The sequence below is a fragment of the Paenarthrobacter sp. AT5 genome (genome assembly GCF_032764245.1).
In the GTDB taxonomy this organism is placed as follows: Bacteria; Actinomycetota; Actinomycetes; order Actinomycetales; family Micrococcaceae; genus Arthrobacter; species Arthrobacter ureafaciens.
On record NZ_CP136441.1, the window covers coordinates 1,421,436 to 1,440,946 of the forward strand.

At 65.1% G+C, this 19,511-nt stretch carries 14 protein-coding genes; 11 read left to right on the forward strand and 3 right to left on the reverse strand.

Going from position 1 to position 19,511, the window contains the following annotated elements; translation table 11 throughout:
- The first annotated feature begins 36 nt into the window (after positions 1-36).
- The 5 genes from RI444_RS06480 (at position 37) to RI444_RS06500 (ending at position 9,138) form a co-directional block, all read left to right on the forward strand.
- Positions 37-741: a hypothetical protein gene (locus tag RI444_RS06480; RefSeq protein ID WP_021471386.1), complete on the forward strand. Its 705-nt coding sequence runs from the start codon at positions 37-39 to the stop codon at positions 739-741.
- A complete protein-coding gene (locus RI444_RS06485; protein WP_179014722.1) occupies positions 738-5,186 on the forward strand; it encodes an FtsK/SpoIIIE domain-containing protein in 4,449 nt (1,482 codons plus the stop codon). The genes RI444_RS06480 and RI444_RS06485 overlap by 4 nt, the downstream gene beginning before the upstream one ends.
- 99 nt (positions 5,187-5,285) lie before the next feature.
- A complete protein-coding gene (locus RI444_RS06490) occupies positions 5,286-5,951 on the forward strand; it encodes a hypothetical protein (protein ID WP_021471384.1) in 666 nt (221 codons plus the stop codon).
- Positions 5,952-5,995: 44 nt separating this feature from the next.
- The gene (ligA, locus tag RI444_RS06495; RefSeq protein ID WP_031216190.1) at positions 5,996-8,299 is read left to right on the forward strand and encodes an NAD-dependent DNA ligase LigA; all 2,304 of its coding nucleotides are present in this window, start codon (positions 5,996-5,998) and stop codon (positions 8,297-8,299) included.
- Positions 8,296-9,138, forward strand: a complete 843-nt coding sequence (locus tag RI444_RS06500) for an inositol monophosphatase family protein (RefSeq protein WP_207604942.1) — start codon at positions 8,296-8,298, stop codon at positions 9,136-9,138. The genes ligA and RI444_RS06500 overlap by 4 nt, the downstream gene beginning before the upstream one ends.
- Positions 9,139-9,177: 39 nt before the next feature.
- Here RI444_RS06500 and RI444_RS06505 read toward each other — a convergent pair whose 3' ends face one another.
- Positions 9,178-10,545 carry an LLM class flavin-dependent oxidoreductase gene (locus RI444_RS06505; RefSeq protein WP_207604941.1) on the reverse strand — a complete coding sequence of 456 codons (1,368 nt, stop codon included), beginning with the start codon at positions 10,543-10,545 and terminating at the stop codon, positions 9,178-9,180.
- A gap of 232 nt (positions 10,546-10,777) precedes the next feature.
- On the opposite strand from RI444_RS06505, the gene RI444_RS06510 reads away from it, so the two are divergent.
- Together RI444_RS06510 and RI444_RS06515 are read left to right on the forward strand one after the other, a co-directional pair.
- The gene (locus RI444_RS06510; RefSeq protein ID WP_021471380.1) at positions 10,778-11,290 is read left to right on the forward strand and encodes a GNAT family N-acetyltransferase; all 513 of its coding nucleotides are present in this window, start codon (positions 10,778-10,780) and stop codon (positions 11,288-11,290) included.
- A gap of 54 nt (positions 11,291-11,344) precedes the next feature.
- Positions 11,345-11,737: a RidA family protein gene (locus tag RI444_RS06515; protein WP_062095848.1), complete on the forward strand. Its 393-nt coding sequence runs from the start codon at positions 11,345-11,347 to the stop codon at positions 11,735-11,737.
- A 70-nt stretch (positions 11,738-11,807) separates the two neighbouring features.
- Here the strand turns inward: RI444_RS06515 and RI444_RS06520 are convergent, their stop codons facing one another.
- Together RI444_RS06520 and RI444_RS06525 are read right to left on the reverse strand one after the other, a co-directional pair.
- Positions 11,808-12,467 carry a response regulator gene (locus tag RI444_RS06520; protein ID WP_031216188.1) on the reverse strand — a complete coding sequence of 220 codons (660 nt, stop codon included), beginning with the start codon at positions 12,465-12,467 and terminating at the stop codon, positions 11,808-11,810.
- Positions 12,460-14,187 (reverse strand): sensor histidine kinase, encoded by a 1,728-nt coding sequence (locus RI444_RS06525; RefSeq protein WP_069696422.1) that lies wholly within the window; start codon positions 14,185-14,187, stop codon positions 12,460-12,462. The genes RI444_RS06520 and RI444_RS06525 overlap by 8 nt, the downstream gene beginning before the upstream one ends.
- 193 nt (positions 14,188-14,380) lie before the next feature.
- Here RI444_RS06525 and RI444_RS06530 point away from each other — a divergent pair, with 193 nt between their 5' ends.
- From RI444_RS06530 to gatB, 4 genes are all read left to right on the forward strand, one after another.
- On the forward strand, positions 14,381-15,871 hold the full coding sequence (locus RI444_RS06530) for a CitMHS family transporter (RefSeq protein ID WP_021471376.1): 1,491 nt from the start codon (positions 14,381-14,383) through the stop codon (positions 15,869-15,871).
- Positions 15,872-15,943: 72 nt separating this feature from the next.
- On the forward strand, positions 15,944-16,240 hold the full coding sequence (gene gatC / locus RI444_RS06535) for an Asp-tRNA(Asn)/Glu-tRNA(Gln) amidotransferase subunit GatC (protein ID WP_021471375.1): 297 nt from the start codon (positions 15,944-15,946) through the stop codon (positions 16,238-16,240).
- 4 nt (positions 16,241-16,244) lie between these two features.
- Positions 16,245-17,801, forward strand: coding sequence for an Asp-tRNA(Asn)/Glu-tRNA(Gln) amidotransferase subunit GatA (gene gatA / locus RI444_RS06540; RefSeq protein WP_062095855.1), 1,557 nt, complete (start codon positions 16,245-16,247; stop codon positions 17,799-17,801).
- Positions 17,801-19,309, forward strand: a complete 1,509-nt coding sequence (gatB, locus tag RI444_RS06545; RefSeq protein WP_207604940.1) for an Asp-tRNA(Asn)/Glu-tRNA(Gln) amidotransferase subunit GatB — start codon at positions 17,801-17,803, stop codon at positions 19,307-19,309. Before gatA ends, gatB begins: the two co-directional genes overlap by 1 nt.
- The last annotated feature ends 202 nt before the right edge of the window (positions 19,310-19,511 follow it).

The window sequence follows — 19,511 nt, forward strand, 5'->3', positions numbered from 1 at the left end:
GAAAGTAACAAACAGTCCTGCAAGGAGGCACAGATCATGGGGGATCTAGCAATAGATTTCTGTGGCGAATGGTACGAACCGTCAGATGAGGATGTATTCGACATCGGCCGCGAAGGCGACCTTGAAGTAGATGACAATCCCTACCTGCACCGCCGCTTCCTGCAAATTGCCCGTTACGACGGAATTTGGTGGCTGAGCAACGTGGGGAGCATGTTGTCGGCAACCATCGCCGACGGCTCGGGCGGCATGCAGGCCTGGCTTGCTCCGGGCGCGCGGATCCCGCTGGTCTTCAGCCACACGAACGTCATTTTCACGGCGGGCCCCACCACCTACGAATTCGCCGTCCACCTGAAGACTCCGTCCTTCCGGCACGAAGCCCGGGACGAGGACCAGGCGGGGGACACCACCATCGGGCCCGTTGTTTTCACCGATTCGCAAAAGGCGCTCATCGTGGCCCTGGCCGAACCCATGCTGCGTCGGGATGGCACCGGATTCAGTGCCATCCCGTCGTCCGCGGAGGCCGCCAAACGCTTGGGATGGGCGCTGACCCGGTTCAACCGGAAGCTGGACAACGTGTGCGACAAACTCGACCGCGTGGGTGTCGTGGGGCTCCGCGGCGGCGCCGGGAAGCTCGCCACCAACCGGCGTGCCCGGCTCGTCGAGCACGCCGTGACCTCACACCTGGTCACCCCGGCCGACCTGTACTTGCTTGAGACTGAGAGTGGAGTCGACGAAGGATGAAGTTTCGCCTGACCCTGCGGCGGGATCCCGCGGAAGCCAAGGACCTGGCCGTCACGGTGGATGGCCGTGCCACAGTGGCCGACATCGCCACGGAACTGTGGGCCGCGGACCCCGCGCGGAAGGGGACCGAACCGCCGTCGAACCTCTCCATCAGCGTGGATGAGGCGTTTGTTGGCGGCGGGCTGTCCGGCCAGGTCCTGCGCCCGACCGACAACCTGCTGGAATCCGGGCTGCGGCCCGGTTCGAAGGTGTCCCTGACCCAGGTGAGCGAACAATTCGCCTCGAACGCGCCCGGCACCAACCGCGGACCGGCGGCAGCTACCCTGCGCGTCATGGCAGGGCCCGACGCCGGCCGCGAGTTTTCGCTGCCGTTCGGAACCAGCTACATCGGCCGGGACCGGGACGCCGACGTCAGGCTGTCCGACCCCCTGACGTCCAAGCGGCATGCCCGCATCACGGTGGGGGAGACGGTGGAAATCGTCGACACGAACTCCGCCAACGGGCTCCTCATGGACGGGCTGCCCGTCACGCGGGCCACGCTGGAATCCTCGGACACCGTGACATTGGGCGACACCACCGTGGGCGTCGTTTCGCTCTCGCGCAACCACTCCGGAGGACCCACCTCGCCGTTGGTTGACTTCAACAGGTCGCCGCGGGTGGTTCCCCGGTTCGAGTCGCCCAAGCGCGTGCCGCCGGCGGGCCCCAAACGCCCTGAACACCAGCCGTTCCCGTACATCATGCTGGTCACGCCGCTGCTGATGGGCGGCGTTCTGTTCGCCCTGACGCAAAACATCCTCTCCGTCATCTTCATGGCCATGATGCCGCTGTTCATCGTGGGGCACTACGTGGACCACAAGATGCAGGGCAAGCGGCAGGCCAAGGAAGGGCACAAGCAGTTCAACGCTGCCATGCTGGCGTTCCGGGAAGACATCGACCGGCAGCAGAACATCGAACGAGCGGTCCGCCTGCAAGAGGCGCCATCGGTCAGCGACACGGTGGATGCCATCTACAAGCTGGGTCCGCTGCTGTGGACCAACAGGCCCGAGCACCAGCACTTCCTGAGCGTCCGCTTCGGCCTGGGCTCCGCGCCGTCCCGCATCCAGTTCGACGAGCCGGGGGCCAACGAAACCGAGCCGAAGTACATGCGGGAAATCCAGGAATGCCTGCAGCAGGTGCGGGTGATCGAAGGCGTGCCCATCGTGTCGCAGCTGCGCGCGTCCGGCTCCTTCGGCGTGGCCGGGGACCGCAGCGTGGTGGACGACGTCGCGCGCGGCATGGTGCTTCAGTTGGTGGGCCTCCACTCGCCCGCGGAACTCGTCCTCACGGCACTGACGTCCCCGCGGTCCCGCGAACGCTGGGACTGGCTGCAATGGCTGCCCCACGTCGGCTCAGGCCACAGCCCCCTCACGGGCGACCATCTTGCCGCCGGCCCGGGTGCAGGCTCCGCGCTCTTGTCCCGGCTGGAAGACCTGGTTGAGCAGCGTGAAGCCCAGGCCAAGGAACCGGGTCAACAGCCCCGGCCCGGGCTGAAGAATGAGCACGAAGAGACTCCCGGACCTGTTGTGCCCACGGTGTTGGTGGTGGTGGAAGACGATGCACCCGTGGACCGTGGACGCCTTACCCGTTTGGTGGAACGCGGTCCGGATTTTGGCGTCCACGTCATGTGGGTGGCCGCCAACGTGCAGTCGTTGCCTGCCGCATGCCGGGACTTCCTCTCGGTCGACGGCGATCACGGCACCACGACGGGCCAGGTCCGGCTGGGCCGGCACACCTATCCGGTGAGCTGCGAAAGCCTCGACGTTGAGCTGGCCACGCAACTGGCCCGCATGATGTCTCCGCTGGTGGACGTCGGCAACCCGCTCGAGGACGACTCGGACCTGCCGCGCGCCGTTTCCTACGCCACGTTGATCGGCAAGGACCTGATGGACAACCCACAGGCCGTGGCCGAGCGCTGGCAGGAAAACAACTCTGTCCATGCCACCGCCGTGCCCAACCGCAAGGACAACGGCAGCCTCCGGGCCTTGGTTGGTTCCAAGGGTGTTGAGCCGTTCTACCTGGACCTGAAGAACGAGGGCCCCCACGCCCTGGTGGGTGGAACCACCGGTGCAGGCAAGTCGGAGTTCCTCCAGTCCTGGGTCATGGGCATGGCTGCTGCGTACAGCCCGGACCGGGTGAGCTTCCTCTTTGTCGATTACAAAGGTGGAGCTGCGTTCGCGGACTGCCTGCACCTGCCGCATACCGTTGGCCTGGTCACCGACCTCTCGCCGCACCTTGTCCGGCGTGCCCTGACCTCGCTCCGTGCCGAGCTGCACTACCGCGAACGGCTCCTGAACCGGAAGAAGGCCAAGGACCTGCTCGCCCTGCAGCGCGAAGCGGACCCCGAGGCTCCGCCCTACCTCATCATCATCGTGGACGAATTCGCCGCGCTGGCCACCGAGGTCCCCGAATTCGTGGACGGCGTTGTTGACGTGGCCGCGCGTGGCCGTTCCCTTGGCCTGCACTTGATCCTTGCCACGCAGCGGCCGGCCGGCGTCATCAAGGACAACCTGCGCGCCAACACCAACCTCCGCGTCGCCCTGCGCATGGCCGATGAAGTGGATGCCGTGGACATTCTTGGTGTTCCGACAGCCGCCTACTTCGATCCCTCCATCCCGGGCCGCGGTGCGGCGAAGACCGGGCCCGGGAGGATCCAGGGTTTCCAGACCGGTTATGCCGGCGGCTGGACCACGGAGAAGCCGCAACGGCCCCGCATCGACATCGTGGAGATGGCCTTCGGCTCCGGACCTTCCTGGGAGCCGCCGCCTGCGACGGATATCGCCGAGGAACCGGCCGGACCGAACGACATCGCACGGATGACGGCCAACATCATCAGGGCGGCTGACGTCCTGGCAATCGAGCCGCCGCGCAAGCCTTGGCTTAACGAGCTGGCCACCACGTACGACTTCTCCAAGCTGCCCAACCCCCGTACCGATGAACGGCTCCTTCTTGGCGTTGCGGACGATCCCGCCCACCAGGACCAGCCCACGGTGTTCTACGAGCCGGACAAGGACGGCAACATGGCCGTCTACGGCACGGGTGGTTCAGGTAAGTCGGCGGCACTGCGCGGCATCGCCATTGCCGCTGCCGTGACGCCCCGCGGCGGTCCCGTACACGTCTACGGCATCGACTGCGGATCTTCGGGCCTGAAGATGCTTGAGGGCCTACCGCACGTGGGAGAGGTCATCAACGGCGACGACGTCGAACGCGTCGGCCGCCTGCTGCGCTGGCTCAAGGAGATCGCGGATGAGAGGGCCACGAGGTTTGCCGAAGTCCGGGCTTCCACCATCGTCGAATACCGCCAATTGGCTGCCCGGCCGGATGAGAAGCGCATTTTCGTCATGGTGGACGGCATGTCCTCCTTCCGCGAATCCTACGAATACAGCAACCTTTCTTCGCTGTGGGATATCTTCCTGCAGCTCGCCACGGACGGCCGTCCCCTCGGTATCCACCTCGTGGTGAGCGGCGACCGACCCAACTCCGTACCGGCGTCGCTCCTTGCCTCCATCCAGAAGCGGCTGGTGCTTCGCTTGAGCTCGGAAGACGATTACATGACGCTGGACGTCCCCAAGGACGTGCTGAACGCAGCGTCACCTCCGGGGCGCGGGCTCCTGGACGGATTGGAAGTGCAGTTGGCGGTGCTGGGCGGCAACTCCAACCTGGCCCTGCAGGCGCGCGAAGTGTCCAAGCTCAGCCAGGCCATGCTCCGGCAGGGGCTCAGCCAGGCTCCACAGATCCAACGGCTCCCCGAACTGGTGGACCTGGACATCCTGCCCGTGGGAGCCGTGGACAATCCCATCATCGGCGTCGACGACGAGACCCTCGGCTCCGCCGCCATTGCCGCGAAAGGCCCCTTGCTGCTGGCAGGGCCTCCGGGTTCCGGGCGAACGGTCGCCCTTGTCACGTTGGCCTACGCACTGCGCCGGTCCAACCCGCGGACCGACCTCATCTACATCGGCTCGCGCCGTTCCACGGTTGCCTCCTTGAACATCTGGAGCCGTGCCCTGGTGGGTCCGGACGAGGTGTCCGACGTCGTGGATGACCTGGTGGACAAGGCAAGCGACAACCCGGGAACCATGGCGATCTTCATTGAGGGCCTCACGGAGTTCACCGATACCCTCGCCGAGTCCGGCGTCGGTCGCCTGGTGACGGCCGCCATCAAGGCCGACCAGTGGGTAGTTGGCGAGTCCGAAACCTCCACATGGTCGCAGGCGTGGTCCTTGGCGCAGCCCTTCAAATCCGGGCGCAGAGGACTGCTGCTCAACCCCGGCGACGTGGAAGGGGACAGCCTCCTCAACACGTCACTGGGACGGCTCAGCAAGGACTTCATCCCGGGCCGCGGGTACATCGTGGGACGCGGCAAAGTACGGAAACTGCAGGTTGCCATGCCGCCCGAAAACCGGAGCTAGGATTTGCGTCTTCGCTGGTGTGTGTAGGAGGATGCCGGAAACGTACCGCACTTCCGGACCGCTCAAAGCGCCCCAACGCCCCCAGCGAGGTCATGCCCCATGCAACCCACCGTTCTCCCTGCCGCCGTGCCCGCCTCCAGTCGGCGCCGCGTCCCTGCCGTTGTGGCGGGCGTACTGCTCGCCGCCGCCGTATGGCTGGCACCGCAGGGCACTGCCCACGCAGCGCCCTGCATCCCGGAGACGGCGGGAAGTTGTCCCTCCGTGGAAGCCCCGGGAGATCCGACTCCCACCGAACAAGTCCTCGCACCTGAAGTAACGAATACCAAGCCGGCGCCGGACCGTGACGTGAAGCCCGCGCCTGAACCAACCCGCGTCCACGACCGGAAGCAACCCGCGCCTGCTCCGGCTCCGGCAGCTCCCGCGCCGGCCGTCCAAGCGCCGCAGCCCGCCGTAGTCCAAGCCCCGGCGACTCTAGAGCCTGAGGTGGCCGAAACGCCGTCGGAAACTCCGACGGCGGCACCCACCGCTACAGCCACCGCCACGGCGAGTGCGACGCGGTCTGCCTCGCCGAGTCCCTCGAAGTCCTCCAATTGGGACACACCGATCGATCAGGGCAAAGAAACCCAGGCCGCAGTCCTGGCCACGGGCAACTTCTCCGGGCCCAACATGCTGGGGCTTTTCGGCATCCTGGGCGGGGTACTGCTTGTTGGTTTGGGCGGCCTTGCGTTCGCGCTGTGGAGCAAGAACCGCCTGTCGTCGCACTGAGCGGCCCGCCACATAATGTCCGGGGTGTATAGCAAGATAGACCTGTGAGCACACCAGAGAATCCAGATCGGGTCAGCACCACATCCATGGCCACAGCCGCCGTCGCCGTAGAGGAGGGTGCGCCGCCGTCGGAAAACCTCCGGGAAGAGTACCAGGAACTGGTTGACCTGGTCCGGAAGTACCGGTACGCGTATTACCAAGAAGACGCTCCCACTGTTTCCGACGCTGAATATGACCTCCTGTACCGGCGCCTGGAGGAATTGGAAGCCCTCCATCCGGAGCTCGTCGCGAATGATTCACCCACCCAGGAAGTGGGCGGTGAGGTCTCCGCGGCTTTTGCCGCCGTCGAGCACCTCCAACGGATGTACAGCCTCGATGACGTGTTCTCGCTCGACGAGCTGGAGGCCTGGGTGCGGAAGGTCGAGGCGTCGGTGGCCAAGCTCGGGGACAGGGTCCCGCCGATCTCGTGGTTGACCGAGTTGAAGATCGATGGCCTGGCCGTGAACCTGCTTTACCGGGACGGCAAGCTGGTGCGCGCTGCTACCCGCGGCGATGGCACCACGGGTGAGGACATCACCCATAACGTCCTGACCATCAAGGAGATCCCGCGGCAGCTCAGCGGCTCGGGCTATCCGTCCGAAGTTGAGATCCGCGGCGAGGTCTTCATTCCGTCCAAGGCTTTCGCGGAATTCAACGACTCGTTGGTGGCAGCGGGCAAGGCGCCGCTGGCCAACCCCCGCAACGCCGCCGCGGGTTCGCTCCGGCAAAAAGATCCGGCGGAGACCGCCAAGCGTCCCCTCAGCATGTTCGTCCACGGCATCGGGGCGCGTGAAGGGCTGGATGCGGCCAGCCAGTCGGAGACCTACAAGCTCCTGGGCGAATGGGGACTCCCGGTCAGTCCCTACTCGAAGGTCCTGGACTCTTACGACGGCGTCCTGGAATTCATTGCCCACTACGGCGAACACCGCCACGGCCTCCTGCACGAGATCGACGGCATCGTGGTGAAGATCGATGACTTCGCCACCCAACGCGCACTCGGCTACACCTCCCGCGTGCCGAGGTGGGCCGCCGCGTACAAGTACCCGCCGGAAGAGGTCCACACCAAACTGCTGGACATCATGGTCAACGTCGGCCGGACCGGACGTGTCACTCCGTTCGGGTTGATGGAGCCCGTCAAGGTGTCCGGCTCCACCGTGGGCATGGCTACGCTGCACAACCAGGACGTCGTCAAAGCCAAAGGCGTGATGATCGGCGACATCGTGATTCTTCGCAAAGCCGGTGACGTCATCCCCGAAATTGTCGGTCCGGTACTGGCGCTCCGCGATAAGCAGGATCCGCCCGTCCGCGAATTCGTCATGCCCACCGAATGCCCTTCCTGCGGCACTCCGCTCGCGCCTTCCAAGGAGGGCGACGTGGACATCCGCTGCCCCAATGGAAAGTCCTGCCCTTCCCAGTTGCGTGAGCGGGTCTTCCACGTGGCCAGCCGTGGCGCCTTCGATATCGAGGCCCTCGGCTGGGAAGCGGCTATCGCTTTGACCCAGCCCGCAGAACCGGAGATTCCCCCGCTGACCAGCGAGGCCGCGCTGTTTGACTTGACCCGCGAAGATCTGGCAAACGTGATGATCCGCCGCGAGAAGAAATCCAAGGGCGTCGGCACAGGCCAGTACGAACTCGTTCCCTACTTCTATACGAAAGCCACGGCCAAGACGCCGTCAAAGCCCACTGCCACCACGGAGAAGCTTTTCACGGAGCTGGAGAAAGCCAAGAAGCAGCCCCTGTGGCGGGTGCTTGTAGCGTTGTCCATCCGCCACGTCGGTCCCACCGCCTCGCGGGCACTGGCAACCAACTTCGGAAGCATGGATGCCATTCGGAATGCGACCGAGGAACAACTGGCCCATGTGGACGGCGTCGGACCGACCATTGCGGCTGCCCTTAAGGAATGGTTCGCGGTTGACTGGCACAACGAGATCGTGGACAGGTGGGCTGCCGCCGGCGTTCGGATGGAGGATGACCGGGATACGGCTACTCCGCGCACGCTTGAAGGACTGACCGTGGTGGTCACGGGAACCCTGCCGAACTTCAGCCGGGATGAGGCCAAGGAAGCCATCATCATCCGTGGTGGCAAGGCGGCAGGCTCGGTATCGAAGAACACCAGCTATCTGGTGGCCGGGGAAAGCGCTGGTACCAAGCTGGACAAAGCGGAACAGCTCGGGATCCCGGTGTTGGATGAGGACGGATTCCGTGAGCTCCTGGCCAATGGGCCAGCTGCGCCGGAAGGTCAGCCCGCCACGTCTGAAGGCCAGGAGAACGTCGATGAAGCTGCCGCGCGGGAAGGGGAATCCGAATGAGCGCCGGGCATTCGCCCGCCGACGTCCTGGAATTGCTGGAGGTCGCCAAAACGGCGGCCGCAGCGGGAGCCTCAGTGCTTGCCCAACGTTCGGTCACCGGAAGCGGTGGTGACGGCCTCGGAATGAGTAACAAGGGCGAAGCCGGGGACTGGGTAACGGAGTTCGATCTCGCAGCGGAGAACGCCGTCAGCCGGGCCATCGCCCAGGCACGGCCACACGACACGATCACGGGCGAGGAACAAGGAACCACCCGGCCGGAGCAGGCGTCCGGCTATCGCTGGTCCATCGATCCGCTGGACGGCACCACCAACTTCATCCGCAACATTGTTTACTACGCCACGTCCGTTGCCGTGGCAGATGCCGACGGCGTGTGGCTTGCCGGCGTGGTCCACGCGCCGGCGCTGGGCCGCGTCTACTCGGCGGCCCGCGGGCACGGCGCATGGGTTGAGGTTGCCGGGACATCAACGCAGCTGACGGGCCCGGTCCCGGGGAGGAAAGGGCTGATCCTGGCAACGGGCTTCAGCTATGACCCCTCCACCCGCGCCAGCCAGGTGGACGGGCTGGGTGAGCTCATGGAGGGCTTCGCTGATGTGCGGCGGTTGGGTTCGGCAGCACTGGACTTGTGCTTCGTCGCCGACGGCACCGTGGACGCCTTTGGCGAGCGGGGCCTCAACGAACACGATTACGCCGCCGGGGCCTTGATAGCCGAGGAGGCCGGTTGCTGGGTCCGCAGGCCAAAGCTGACAAGCCCGCTCGACGGCGGCCCAAGCACCGAAGACCGGTTGGCGGCCTGGACGTGCGCGGCCACGCTGGAGCTCTCCGGAAAGTTCCCTCTGTAGGGCTCCCATGATCCGCGCACTGGCCATCGCCAACTACCGCTAGAAGCCGGATCCGATCGAGGTTAGCTCCCGTGCGGGTGCGCCCGCGAAGCGGTTGACCGGCCGCTCCAGGCCATAGTGTCCCCGCAAGGTGGAAGCCGTGTATTCGGTACGGAACAGTCCACGCCGCTGAAGGATCGGCACCACCTGGTCCACGAACACTTCCAAACCTGATGGAAGCACCGGGGGCATGATGTTGAAGCCGTCCGCTGCTCCCGCGTCGAACCAGTCCTGAATGGCGTCCGCCACTTGTTCGGGGGTGCCGGAGAATGTCCGGTGCCCGCGCCCGCCGCCCAAACGACCGATGAGCTGCCGGACGGTGAGATGCTCGCGCCGCGCCAATTCCACGATCAGGGTGTAGCGGCTCTTGGCGCCCTCGATGTCGTCCTCCGATGGAAGATCGGCCGGGAGTTGGCGGTCCAATGGCAGGTCTTCGGGTGCGAGCCGGAGGGTCTTGGCCAGCTGTTCGCGGGCGTATTCGGGTTTGATCAGTTCATCGAGTTCGCGCTCGAGCCGGAGGGCCTCGGCCTCGGTGGACCCGATCACGGGAACGATGCCCGGGAGGATCTTGATGCTGTCACGATCACGGCCCGCCGCCACGGTCCGTGCTTTGAGGTCTGCATAGAAGGCTTGCCCGTCTGCCAGTGTTTGGTGGGCGGTGAACACGGCTTCGGCGTAGTGGGCTGCGAGCTTCTTGCCGTTATCGGAGGAGCCGGCCTGGACGATCAGCGGGTGGCCCTGCGGAGAACGAGGGACATTGAGCGGGCCGCGGACCCGGAAGTGCTTGCCTTCGTGTTCTATTGCCCGGATCCTGGTGGAGTCGCCCCAGACGCCGGCGGCCTTGTCCGCGGGCACGGCGTCGTCCTCCCAGCTGTCCCAGAGTTTTTGGGCCACGTCGATGAACTCGGCGGCGCGCTCATAGCGGACGGCGTGGGCCGGCTGGTCGTCGACGCCGAAGTTGCGCGCCGCGTCCGGTCCCGCCGTCGTGACAACGTTCCACCCGGCCCGCCCGCCGCTGACCCAGTCCACCGAAGCGAAACGGCGTGCAAGGTTGAAGGGCTCGTTGTAGGTGGTGGAGGCGGTGGCGATCAGGCCGATCTTCTGTGTCGCTCCTGCGATGGCGGTGAGCAGGACGGTGGGTTCCAGCTTGCCGGCAGGGCGGCGCCCCACCTCGCCGAAGAGCACGGGGGAGTCGGCGAAGAAAATCGAGTCCAGCTTTCCGCGTTCGGCGGTGCGGGCCAGGTTTTGGTAATGCCCGATCCTGGTGGAGGCCAAGGGGTCGCTTTCCGGGAGCCGCCAGGAGGCCTCGTGGTGGCCGGTGCTCATGAGGAACGCGTTGAGGTGCAGCTGACGCGGTGGTGTGGGCATGGTCGAATCCTTTGGTTTTGGGGTGGCATGGTCAGGTTTGCCCACTTCAACATGGCAGCGGCTCGGGGCGCCAGCCTTCCGAAACAAGGCCGCAACGGTGCGAAACCGGGCTTCATGGCGCGCAATCCGACTCAATCCCGCGATACCGGGTGACACACACAGGAGTGATAGTTCTGTCACGGAAAGCGCTGTTTCGCCGAATGCAACGCCCGGTTACAACTACTATTGACAGGTGCTTTCGCCGATTACTGTCCGTCCAGCCGTACCCGAAGACTACGACGCCGTTGCCCGCATAACTCAGGATTCGTACGTCACCGCGGGGTACTACGGCAGCGCGGATCACCCATACCTGCAGCAGCTTAAGAATGTTGCCGGTCGGGCGCAGCATGCGGACGTGCTGGTGGCCGAACGCGACGGGACCATCATCGGCTCAGTGACCGCGGCTCCCGCCGGAGGCGGCTTCTCCGATATTGGCTTGGACGGCGAGCTGGAGCTGCGGACCCTCGTGGTGGATCCGGCGGTGCAGCGCTCCGGCACGGGCACTGCTTTGGTGAGTGCCGTCGTCGAGCAGGCCAAGGCGAGCGACGGCATCAATGCCGTGTGCCTCACCACCGGCGCCACGTGGGAGAGTGCCAATGCCCTCTACAACCGGACCGGTTTTGACAGGGTCCCCGAACGGGACTGGTTCGTTCCCGGCACCGACATAAAGCTGTTCGTTTACAGGCTTGAGCTCTCCCGGTCCTAGAGTTTTCCTCGGAAATTCCGGCAACAGGCCGGGAGATGAACAGGAAGGCGCGGCATGCGCAAGACATACGGTTCAGGCTCGGTGTGGGAACAGACCCTTGGGTATTCCCGTGCGGTCCAGGTGGACAACACCCTTTACATTTCGGCGACGGCGGCCAGCGGACCCGTTGATGGCAAACAAGCGATTGTGGGCGATGACTTCTACTCGCAGACCAAGTACATCCTCGAGAAGCTCGGCGCCGTCCTGGAAGAAGCCGGCTTCTCCTACGCGGACGTTGTCCAGTCCAAGCTCTACCTGACGGACATCAGCAAGTGGGAAGACGCCGGCCGCGCACACGGTGAAGTTTTCGGCGAAATCCGGCCCACACTTTCCCTGGTGCACGTTCTGCCGTTCCTTGATCCGCAGATGCTGGTGGAGATCGAACTGGTGGCACAGAAGTCCGCGTAGCGCACCCAACTTGGTCGCAGTTAAGCGCGTTTAGCGTGCTCAAAACGCGCACAATTGCGACTCAGATGGGTCAGCCCGGGATGCCGTAGCGGTGTTCCGGGCGGCCCGTGGTCCCGTAGCGCAGTTGGATTTCGACGGCGCCATCGTCCGCGAGCGAGGACAGGTACCTTTGCGCCGTGGCCCGGGACACGCCCACGCGGTCTGCGACTTCGGCCGCCGAATACTGCTCGCCAGGCACCAAGGACTCCAGGACTGCCGCCTCGGTAGCCGAACGGGGTTTGGCCGACGGCGTGACGTCGCCGGGGATCAGGGCACGCTTGGCCCGCTCGATGCTTGCCTGGTCAACGCTGGTTTGTTGCCCCAGGATGCGGCGGTACCGGGCGTAGGAGCGTAGCTGCTGGGACAGGGATTCCGCGGTGAAGGGTTTGAGCATGTAACCGAGGGCACCGCGGCGCAGAGCCACGCGGATGGATTGCGCATCCGAGGCCGCCGTCAGCATCACGGCATCGACGTCGAGCTGGCCCAGCAGGTCAAGCCCTGAACCGTCGGGCAGATAGACGTCCAGCAACACGAGGTCCGGGCGCAGGCTGTGGATCGCCTGCAACGCCTGGGACACTGAGCCCACGGGCGCCAACGCCATGAATCCCGCCACGGAATCGACGTAGGCCGCGTGCAGCCTGGCTACGTGGAAGTCGTCGTCCACGATCAACACTCTCAAGTCCTCAGCCAATGCTGTCCTTCCTCGCCGTTGGCCCCGTCCCGGTTTCCGGTGCATCCATGTCGTCGTCCCGCACACCCGTGCCGCCCATGACGCCCGGAACGGTGGCCATGAAGACCGCCCCGGGTCCGCCGGGCGTGCCGCTCTCCAGAACCCTGACCTCGCCGCCCCGGCGACGCGCCAGGTTCCTGACCAACGCCAGCCCGAAGCCTTGTCCGGCTGCCGCGGCGGACGGTTGCGCCGCCGTCGTGAATCCTTCCGCGAAGACCTCCTCGGGTCCGGCACCTGCCAAACCATCTCCCGAGTCTGCCACCACTATGTGCAAGGTCCCGCCGTGGCCGGCGTCGTCCAACAGTTCCACTTCCACCCACCGTTCGGCTGCGGAACCCCCGACGGCGGCACTCACGGCGTTGTCGATGAGGTTGCCGAGCACTGTGGTGACGTCCTGGGGATCCACGACGTGGCCGCGTACCAGGGTTTCCGGACCGATGCGCAGGCTGACGCCCCGTTCGGAGGCTTCCACGCTCTTGGCGCCGATGAATGCCTGCAGGTAGGGATCCTGGAGCAGCTCCGCCTGTTCCACAGGGAACTTCAGCGGTCCCGTGGCTGAGAGCCGTTCCAGGTATGTCTTGGCCTGTTCGTGCTGGCCGATGCTCATGAAGCCGGCAATCGTGTGGAGCTGGTTGGCGAACTCGTGGCGTTGGGCGCGCAGGGCCGTGGACATGGTTCCGACCGCGTCCAACTGCCGGGTGAGCTGCTGCAGTTCGGTGCGGTCGCGCAGCATGACCACCCAACCGAGGTCCTCCTTGCGGTGCCAGGCTTTGCGGGCACTCGCCACGAGGACGCGTCCACCGGCCACAACCTCGACGGCCTCGGCGTCTTGGGCCGCAGGGCGGGTGAGTTGCTTGAGCTGGCCGGGAACGTTGGCGGATGCCCAGTCCTGGCCGGTGATGTCCGGAAGGTCGAGGAGCCGCGATGCGGCAGCATTGAAGACCGAAATCCGACCGTCGGCAGCGATGCCGATCACGCCGTCGTCCACGCCCTGCAACACGGCCACCTGATCGTGGACCAGGGTGCTGATTTCCTCTGGTTCCAGCCCCAACGTCAGGCGCTGCAGGCGGTGGCGGAGCAGGAACGATGCCAGGACTCCGGCCAGCAGGGCGCCGCCGGCGGTCAGGGCGATCGGCACGATGTCCCGGGCAAGGCTCCTGGTCAGTGACTCCACTGAGTACCCCACGCTGACTTCGCCCACGATCGTGCCGGTCCGGTCCGCGGGGCCGGGGGCATAGACGGGAACTTTCGCACCTGCGGAGGGGCCCAACGTGCCGGTGTTGCGGGTGGTGATTTCTTCACCGCCCAGGGCAACGGAAGGATCCGTGCTGACCCGTTCGCCAAGGCGGGCGGGTTCAGGGTGGGCCAGTCGCAGGCCGGTCTCGTCGGTGATCACCACAAACAGGGCGCCGGTACGGACCCGGGCCGCTTCGGCTGCGGCTTGGAGCGGTCCCTGCAGAAGGACCGGCGGGGGAGGGGTGCCTTCCTCCTTGCTGATGTCCTGGACGTCGGCCCGTACATCGGGGTCGGCGGCGACGGTCCGGGCGAGCGTAAGGGCTTGGTTCTCGGCTTCAGTGCCAATCCGGTCATAGACGAGCCAGGCGTGAACGGCGCCGCTGAGCAGCACCACCAGAAGCACGACGCCGAGTTGGAGAAGGAGCGTCTGGGTGGAAAACCGCATGCTGACATTGCTGCTGCGCACCTTCGCTCCTTTCCGTCATCTCCATTGAAGCATTGAGCACAATGCGCAAAACGTGCGCAACGAGCAGTACTTCCATCAATTCCCACAAACCCCTGCACGTGACCGGGACCACCCTAGGTTTGTAGTGCGCATCACACCGAAGTGTGCCATTCACAGTAGTAAGGAGCCGGCCGTGCTGGTTTTGCTTGGATTCGCAATGATTGCGGTATTCATGGTCCTGATCATGACCAAAAAACTGACGCCAGTCCTGGCGTTGATCATCGTCCCCACCGTTTTCGGACTTTTCGCCGGCGCCGGGCTGGGAATCGGGCCCATGGTCATGGATTCGATGAAGTCCATGACGTCCACGGCCGCGCTCCTCATGTTCGCGATCATCTACTTCGGCTTGATGATCGACGTCGGGCTCTTCGATCCGCTGGTGAAGTTCATCCTCCGCAAGCTCGGCAACGACCCCGCCAAGGTGGTCCTCGGCACCGCGATCCTCGCTGCGGCGGTTTCCCTTGACGGCGACGGCTCCACCACCTTCATCCTCACGACGGCCGCGATGCTGCCTGTCTACCTGCGGCTCAAGATGAGCCCCGTGGTCCTCACCTGCGTGGCAGGCCTCGCCAACGGCACCATGAACATCCTGCCGTGGGGCGGCCCCACCGCCCGCGCCGCCACCGCACTGCACCTGGACGTCAACGACGTCTTCGTTCCCATGGTCCCGTCGTTGATCGTCGGCCTCATCGTTGTCCTGGTCTTCGCCTGGCTGCTCGGCCTGCAGGAACGCAACCGCCTCCGCGCCACCGCTCCGGAAATCTGGGGTGACGTCGCCGGCGGTTCGGACGCGTTCGACGGCGGCAAGGGCCGCGGCGGTTCTGTCGCCGGCGGTTCGCGCAACGGCGGACCCCGCTTTGGCCGTACCGGCACAGCCACAGGCGCCGGCAAGCCGGGCACCGGGGGAGGCACCGGCGTCGCAGTCCTCGAACGCGCCGAAGAATTGGTGGACGAGCATGACACCGCCATGGCGGATACGGCACTGGACCCCAACCGCTCAACGCTTCGTCCCAAGCTGTTCTGGTTCAACCTCGGCCTGACGGTCGCCGTCATGGTCACCCTGGTTGCCAACATCGTCCCGCTGCCGTTCGTCTTCATGGTCGGTTCCGCAATCGCCCTGCTGGTGAACTTCCCCAAGGTCAAGGACCAAGGCGCACAGCTGATCGCCCACGCACCCTCGATCGTGGCAGTGGTCAGCATGGTCATGGCAGCCGCAGTCCTCACCGGCGTCCTCAACGGCACGGGCATGGTCAAGGCGATGTCCGAGTGGCTCGTTCAGATCATTCCCTCGGAAATGGGCCCCTTCATGGCCGTCATCACCGGCGTGCTCAGCATTCCCATGACGTTCTTCATGAGCAACGATGCCTTCTACTTCGGTGTCCTCCCGGTCCTCAGCGAAACCGCGGCACACTACGGCGTCGATGCCGTCGACATGGCCCGGGCCTCCATCACCGGCCAGCCGTTCCACCTGCAGAGCCCGCTGGTTCCGGCAATCCTCCTGCTGGTCTCCCTGGCCAAGGTGGACCTCGGCGACCACCACAAGAAGGTCCTGTGGCGCACCGCCGTCATCTCGCTCGTCATGCTCGCCGTGGGCATGCTGACCGGAGCCATCGGCATCGGCTGACCGTCGCACGTCCGTGCAGCCAAGCCAAGTAGACTGGTTCGGAAAACCATTTGAACTTTGCAGGGGAGATCCATGGCTGCGATCAACCGTGACGACGTCGCGCATCTTGCGCGTCTGGCTCACATTGAGATGAGTGACGAAGAACTGGACAGGATGGCGGGCGAACTGGCCGTCATCGTGGACGCGGTGAAGTCCGTGAGTGAAGCCGCCGGGGATGATGTACCGGCCACGTCCCACCCTATTCCGTTGACCAACGTGTTCCGCGAGGACGTTGTTGGCCACACCTTCACGGCGGACCAGGCGCTGTCCGGAGCCCCGGATGCGGCCGAGAACCGCTTCAAGGTCCCGGCAATCCTGGATGAGGACTAACACGATGACTGAACAGAACAACGAACTCATTCGCCACTCAGCTGCCGACCTCGCCGCCAAGCTGGGCGCAGGCGACGTCTCCGCCGTCGAGGTCACCCAGGCGCACCTGGACCGGATCGCGGACGTCGACGGCCAGGTCAACGCCTTCCTGCACGTCAACGCCGAAGAGGCCCTGGCCGTCGCTGCCGAGGTGGACGCCGCCCGTGCAGCCGGCGAGGACCTGCACGCACTCGCCGGTGTGCCGATCGCGGTGAAGGACCTGATCGTCACCATCGGCCAGCCCACCACGGCGGGCTCCAAGATCCTCGAGGGCTGGCACAGCCCCTACGACGCCACGGTGATCAAGAAGCTCCGTGCCGCGAAGATGCCGATCCTCGGCAAGACCAACCTTGACGAGTTCGCCATGGGTTCCTCCACGGAGCACTCCGCGTTCGGGCCCACCCGCAACCCGTGGGACCTGGACCGGATCCCCGGCGGTTCAGGCGGCGGGTCAGCTGCCGCCGTCGCTGCTTTTGAAGCGCCGCTCGCCCTGGGCACGGATACCGGCGGATCCATCCGCCAGCCCGGTGCCGTCACCGGAACCGTGGGCATGAAGCCGACGTATGGTGCCGTGTCCCGTTACGGGGCCATTGCGATGGCTTCGTCGCTGGACCAGATCGGTCCTGTGTCCCGTACGGTGCTGGACTCCGCACTCCTGCAGGAAGTCATTGGCGGCCACGATCCTTTCGACTCCACGTCACTGACCGATCCGTTCACCAACCTGGTTGAGGCTGCCCGCCTGGGCAACGTTGCCGGGATGAAGATCGGCATCATCAAGGAACTGCACGGCGAGGGCTACCAGGCCGGCGTCGAGAACCGTTTCAACGAATCCCTCGAGCTGCTCAAGGAAGCCGGAGCGGAAATCGTCGAGGTCTCCTGCCCCAACCTGAAGTACGCCCTGGGTGCCTACTACCTCATCATGCCCTCCGAGGTCTCCAGCAACCTGGCCAAGTTCGACGGCGTCCGGTACGGCCTGCGGGTACTGCCCAAGGATGGTCCCATGACCATTGAACGTGTCATGGCTGCCACGCGCGCCGCTGGTTTCGGCGACGAAGCCAAGCGCCGCATCATCCTTGGAACCTATGCTTTGAGCGCCGGCTACTACGACGCCTACTACGGTTCCGCGCAGAAGGTCCGCACGCTCATCCAGCGCGACTTCGATGCTGCGTTCGCCCAGGCGGACGTCCTGATCTCCCCGACGGCGCCCACCACGGCGTTCAAGCTGGGGGAGAAGCTCGACGATCCGCTGGCCATGTACCTGAACGACGTGGCTACGATTCCTGCCAACCTGGCCGGCATTCCGGGCCTCTCGCTGCCGGGCGGCCTGGCCGATGAAGATGGTCTGCCGGTTGGTATCCAGCTGCTGGCTCCGGCCCGCGAGGATGCACGCCTCTACCGCGTGGGCGCGGTGCTCGAATCCGCCCTCGAAGAGAAGTGGGGCGGCCCGATGCTTGCGCAGGCACCTCTGTTGAATAAAGCCGGGCTCGGCACTGTTACATCTACCGCCGGAGGTTCCAACTAATGTCCGTCGACGCAATCCTGAGCTTCGAAGAAGCCATGGAGAAGTACGATCCCGTCCTGGGGTTTGAGGTCCACGTTGAGCTCAACACCAAGACCAAGATGTTCTCCTCAGCCCCGAACGTCTTCGGCGACGAGCCGAACACCAATGTCAACGAGGTGGACCTGGGCATGCCCGGTGTCCTTCCCGTCGTCAACAAGGCGGCTGTGGAGTCATCCATCAAGATCGGCCTCGCCCTGAACTGCAAGATCGCCGAGTCCTGCCGTTTTGCCCGGAAGAACTACTTCTACCCGGACACGCCCAAGAACTTCCAGACCTCGCAGTATGACGAGCCCATTGCCTACGACGGCTACCTGGACATCGAGCTCGAGGACGGCACGGTCTTCCGCGTCGAGATCGAGCGTGCCCACATGGAAGAGGACGCCGGAAAGCTGACCCACATGGGCGGCGCCGCAGGCCGCATCCAGGGCGCCGACTACTCCTTGGTGGATTACAACCGCGCCGGTGTTCCCCTCGTGGAAATCGTCACCAAGCCGATTGAGGGCGCGGGCAGCCGCGCACCGGAACTCGCGAAGGCCTATGTGGCTGCCGTCCGCGAGATCGTGAAGAACCTTGGCGTGTCCGACGCCCGCATGGAACGCGGCAACGTCCGTTGCGATGCGAACGTGTCCCTGCGCCCGCACGGCCAGGAGCGCTTCGGTATCCGCTCGGAGACCAAGAACGTCAACTCGCTGCGCGCCGTAGAACACGCCGTCCGCTACGAAATCCAGCGTCACGCCGCGGTGCTGGATTCCGGCCAGCCGGTTGTCCAGGAGACGCGCCACTGGCACGAGGACACCCGTTCGACGACGTCGGGCCGGGCCAAGTCCGACGCCGACGACTACCGCTACTTCCCGGAGCCGGACCTGGTTCCCGTGGTTGCCTCGCGTGAATGGGTGGAGGAGCTTCGCGCCACCCTCCCCGAGCCGCCGGCCGAGCGCAGGAAGCGCCTCAAGGAAGCCTGGGGCTACTCCGACCTCGAATTCCGCGACGTCGTCAACGCCGGGGTCATGGACTCCATCGAGGAAACCGTCGCTGCCGGTGCCACGGCCGACGTAGCCCGCAAGTGGTGGATGGGCGAGGTTGTTGGCCGCGCCAAGGTTGCCGACGTGGAACCGGCAGAACTCGGCGTCACCCCGCAGCTGATTGTTGAACTCAACAAGCTTGTTGAGGGCGGCAAGATCAACAACAAAATGGCATCCCAGGTACTGGACGGCGTCCTCGCCGGAGAAGGTACGCCGGTGGAGATCATCGCCAAGCGCGGCCTGGCCGTGGTTTCCGACGACGGCCCCCTCCTGGAAGCCATTGACGCAGCCCTGGCAGCCCAGCCGGACGTCGCCGAGAAGATCCGCGGCGGCAAGATCCAGGCCATCGGCGCCATCGTGGGCGGGGTCATGAAGGCCACGCGCGGGCAAGCCGATGCCGGACGCGTCCGTGAGCTGATCCTCGAGAAGCTCGGTGTCCGGGGCTAGTTAGCCCAACCAGCTGGCAGCAAGGGTTGTTTTGAGCGATCAAAACAACCACTGCTGCCAGCTATTTTTTTGTCTCAGCCGCGCGCTGTGACGAAAAGTGATTTCTAAGCGCAGTTTCGATCACGATGTTGCAAAAAGAGATGCGAGTCACTTATGGTTTGTTAAACGGTTAACGAGCGTGGCTTGAATCACATCGATAGTT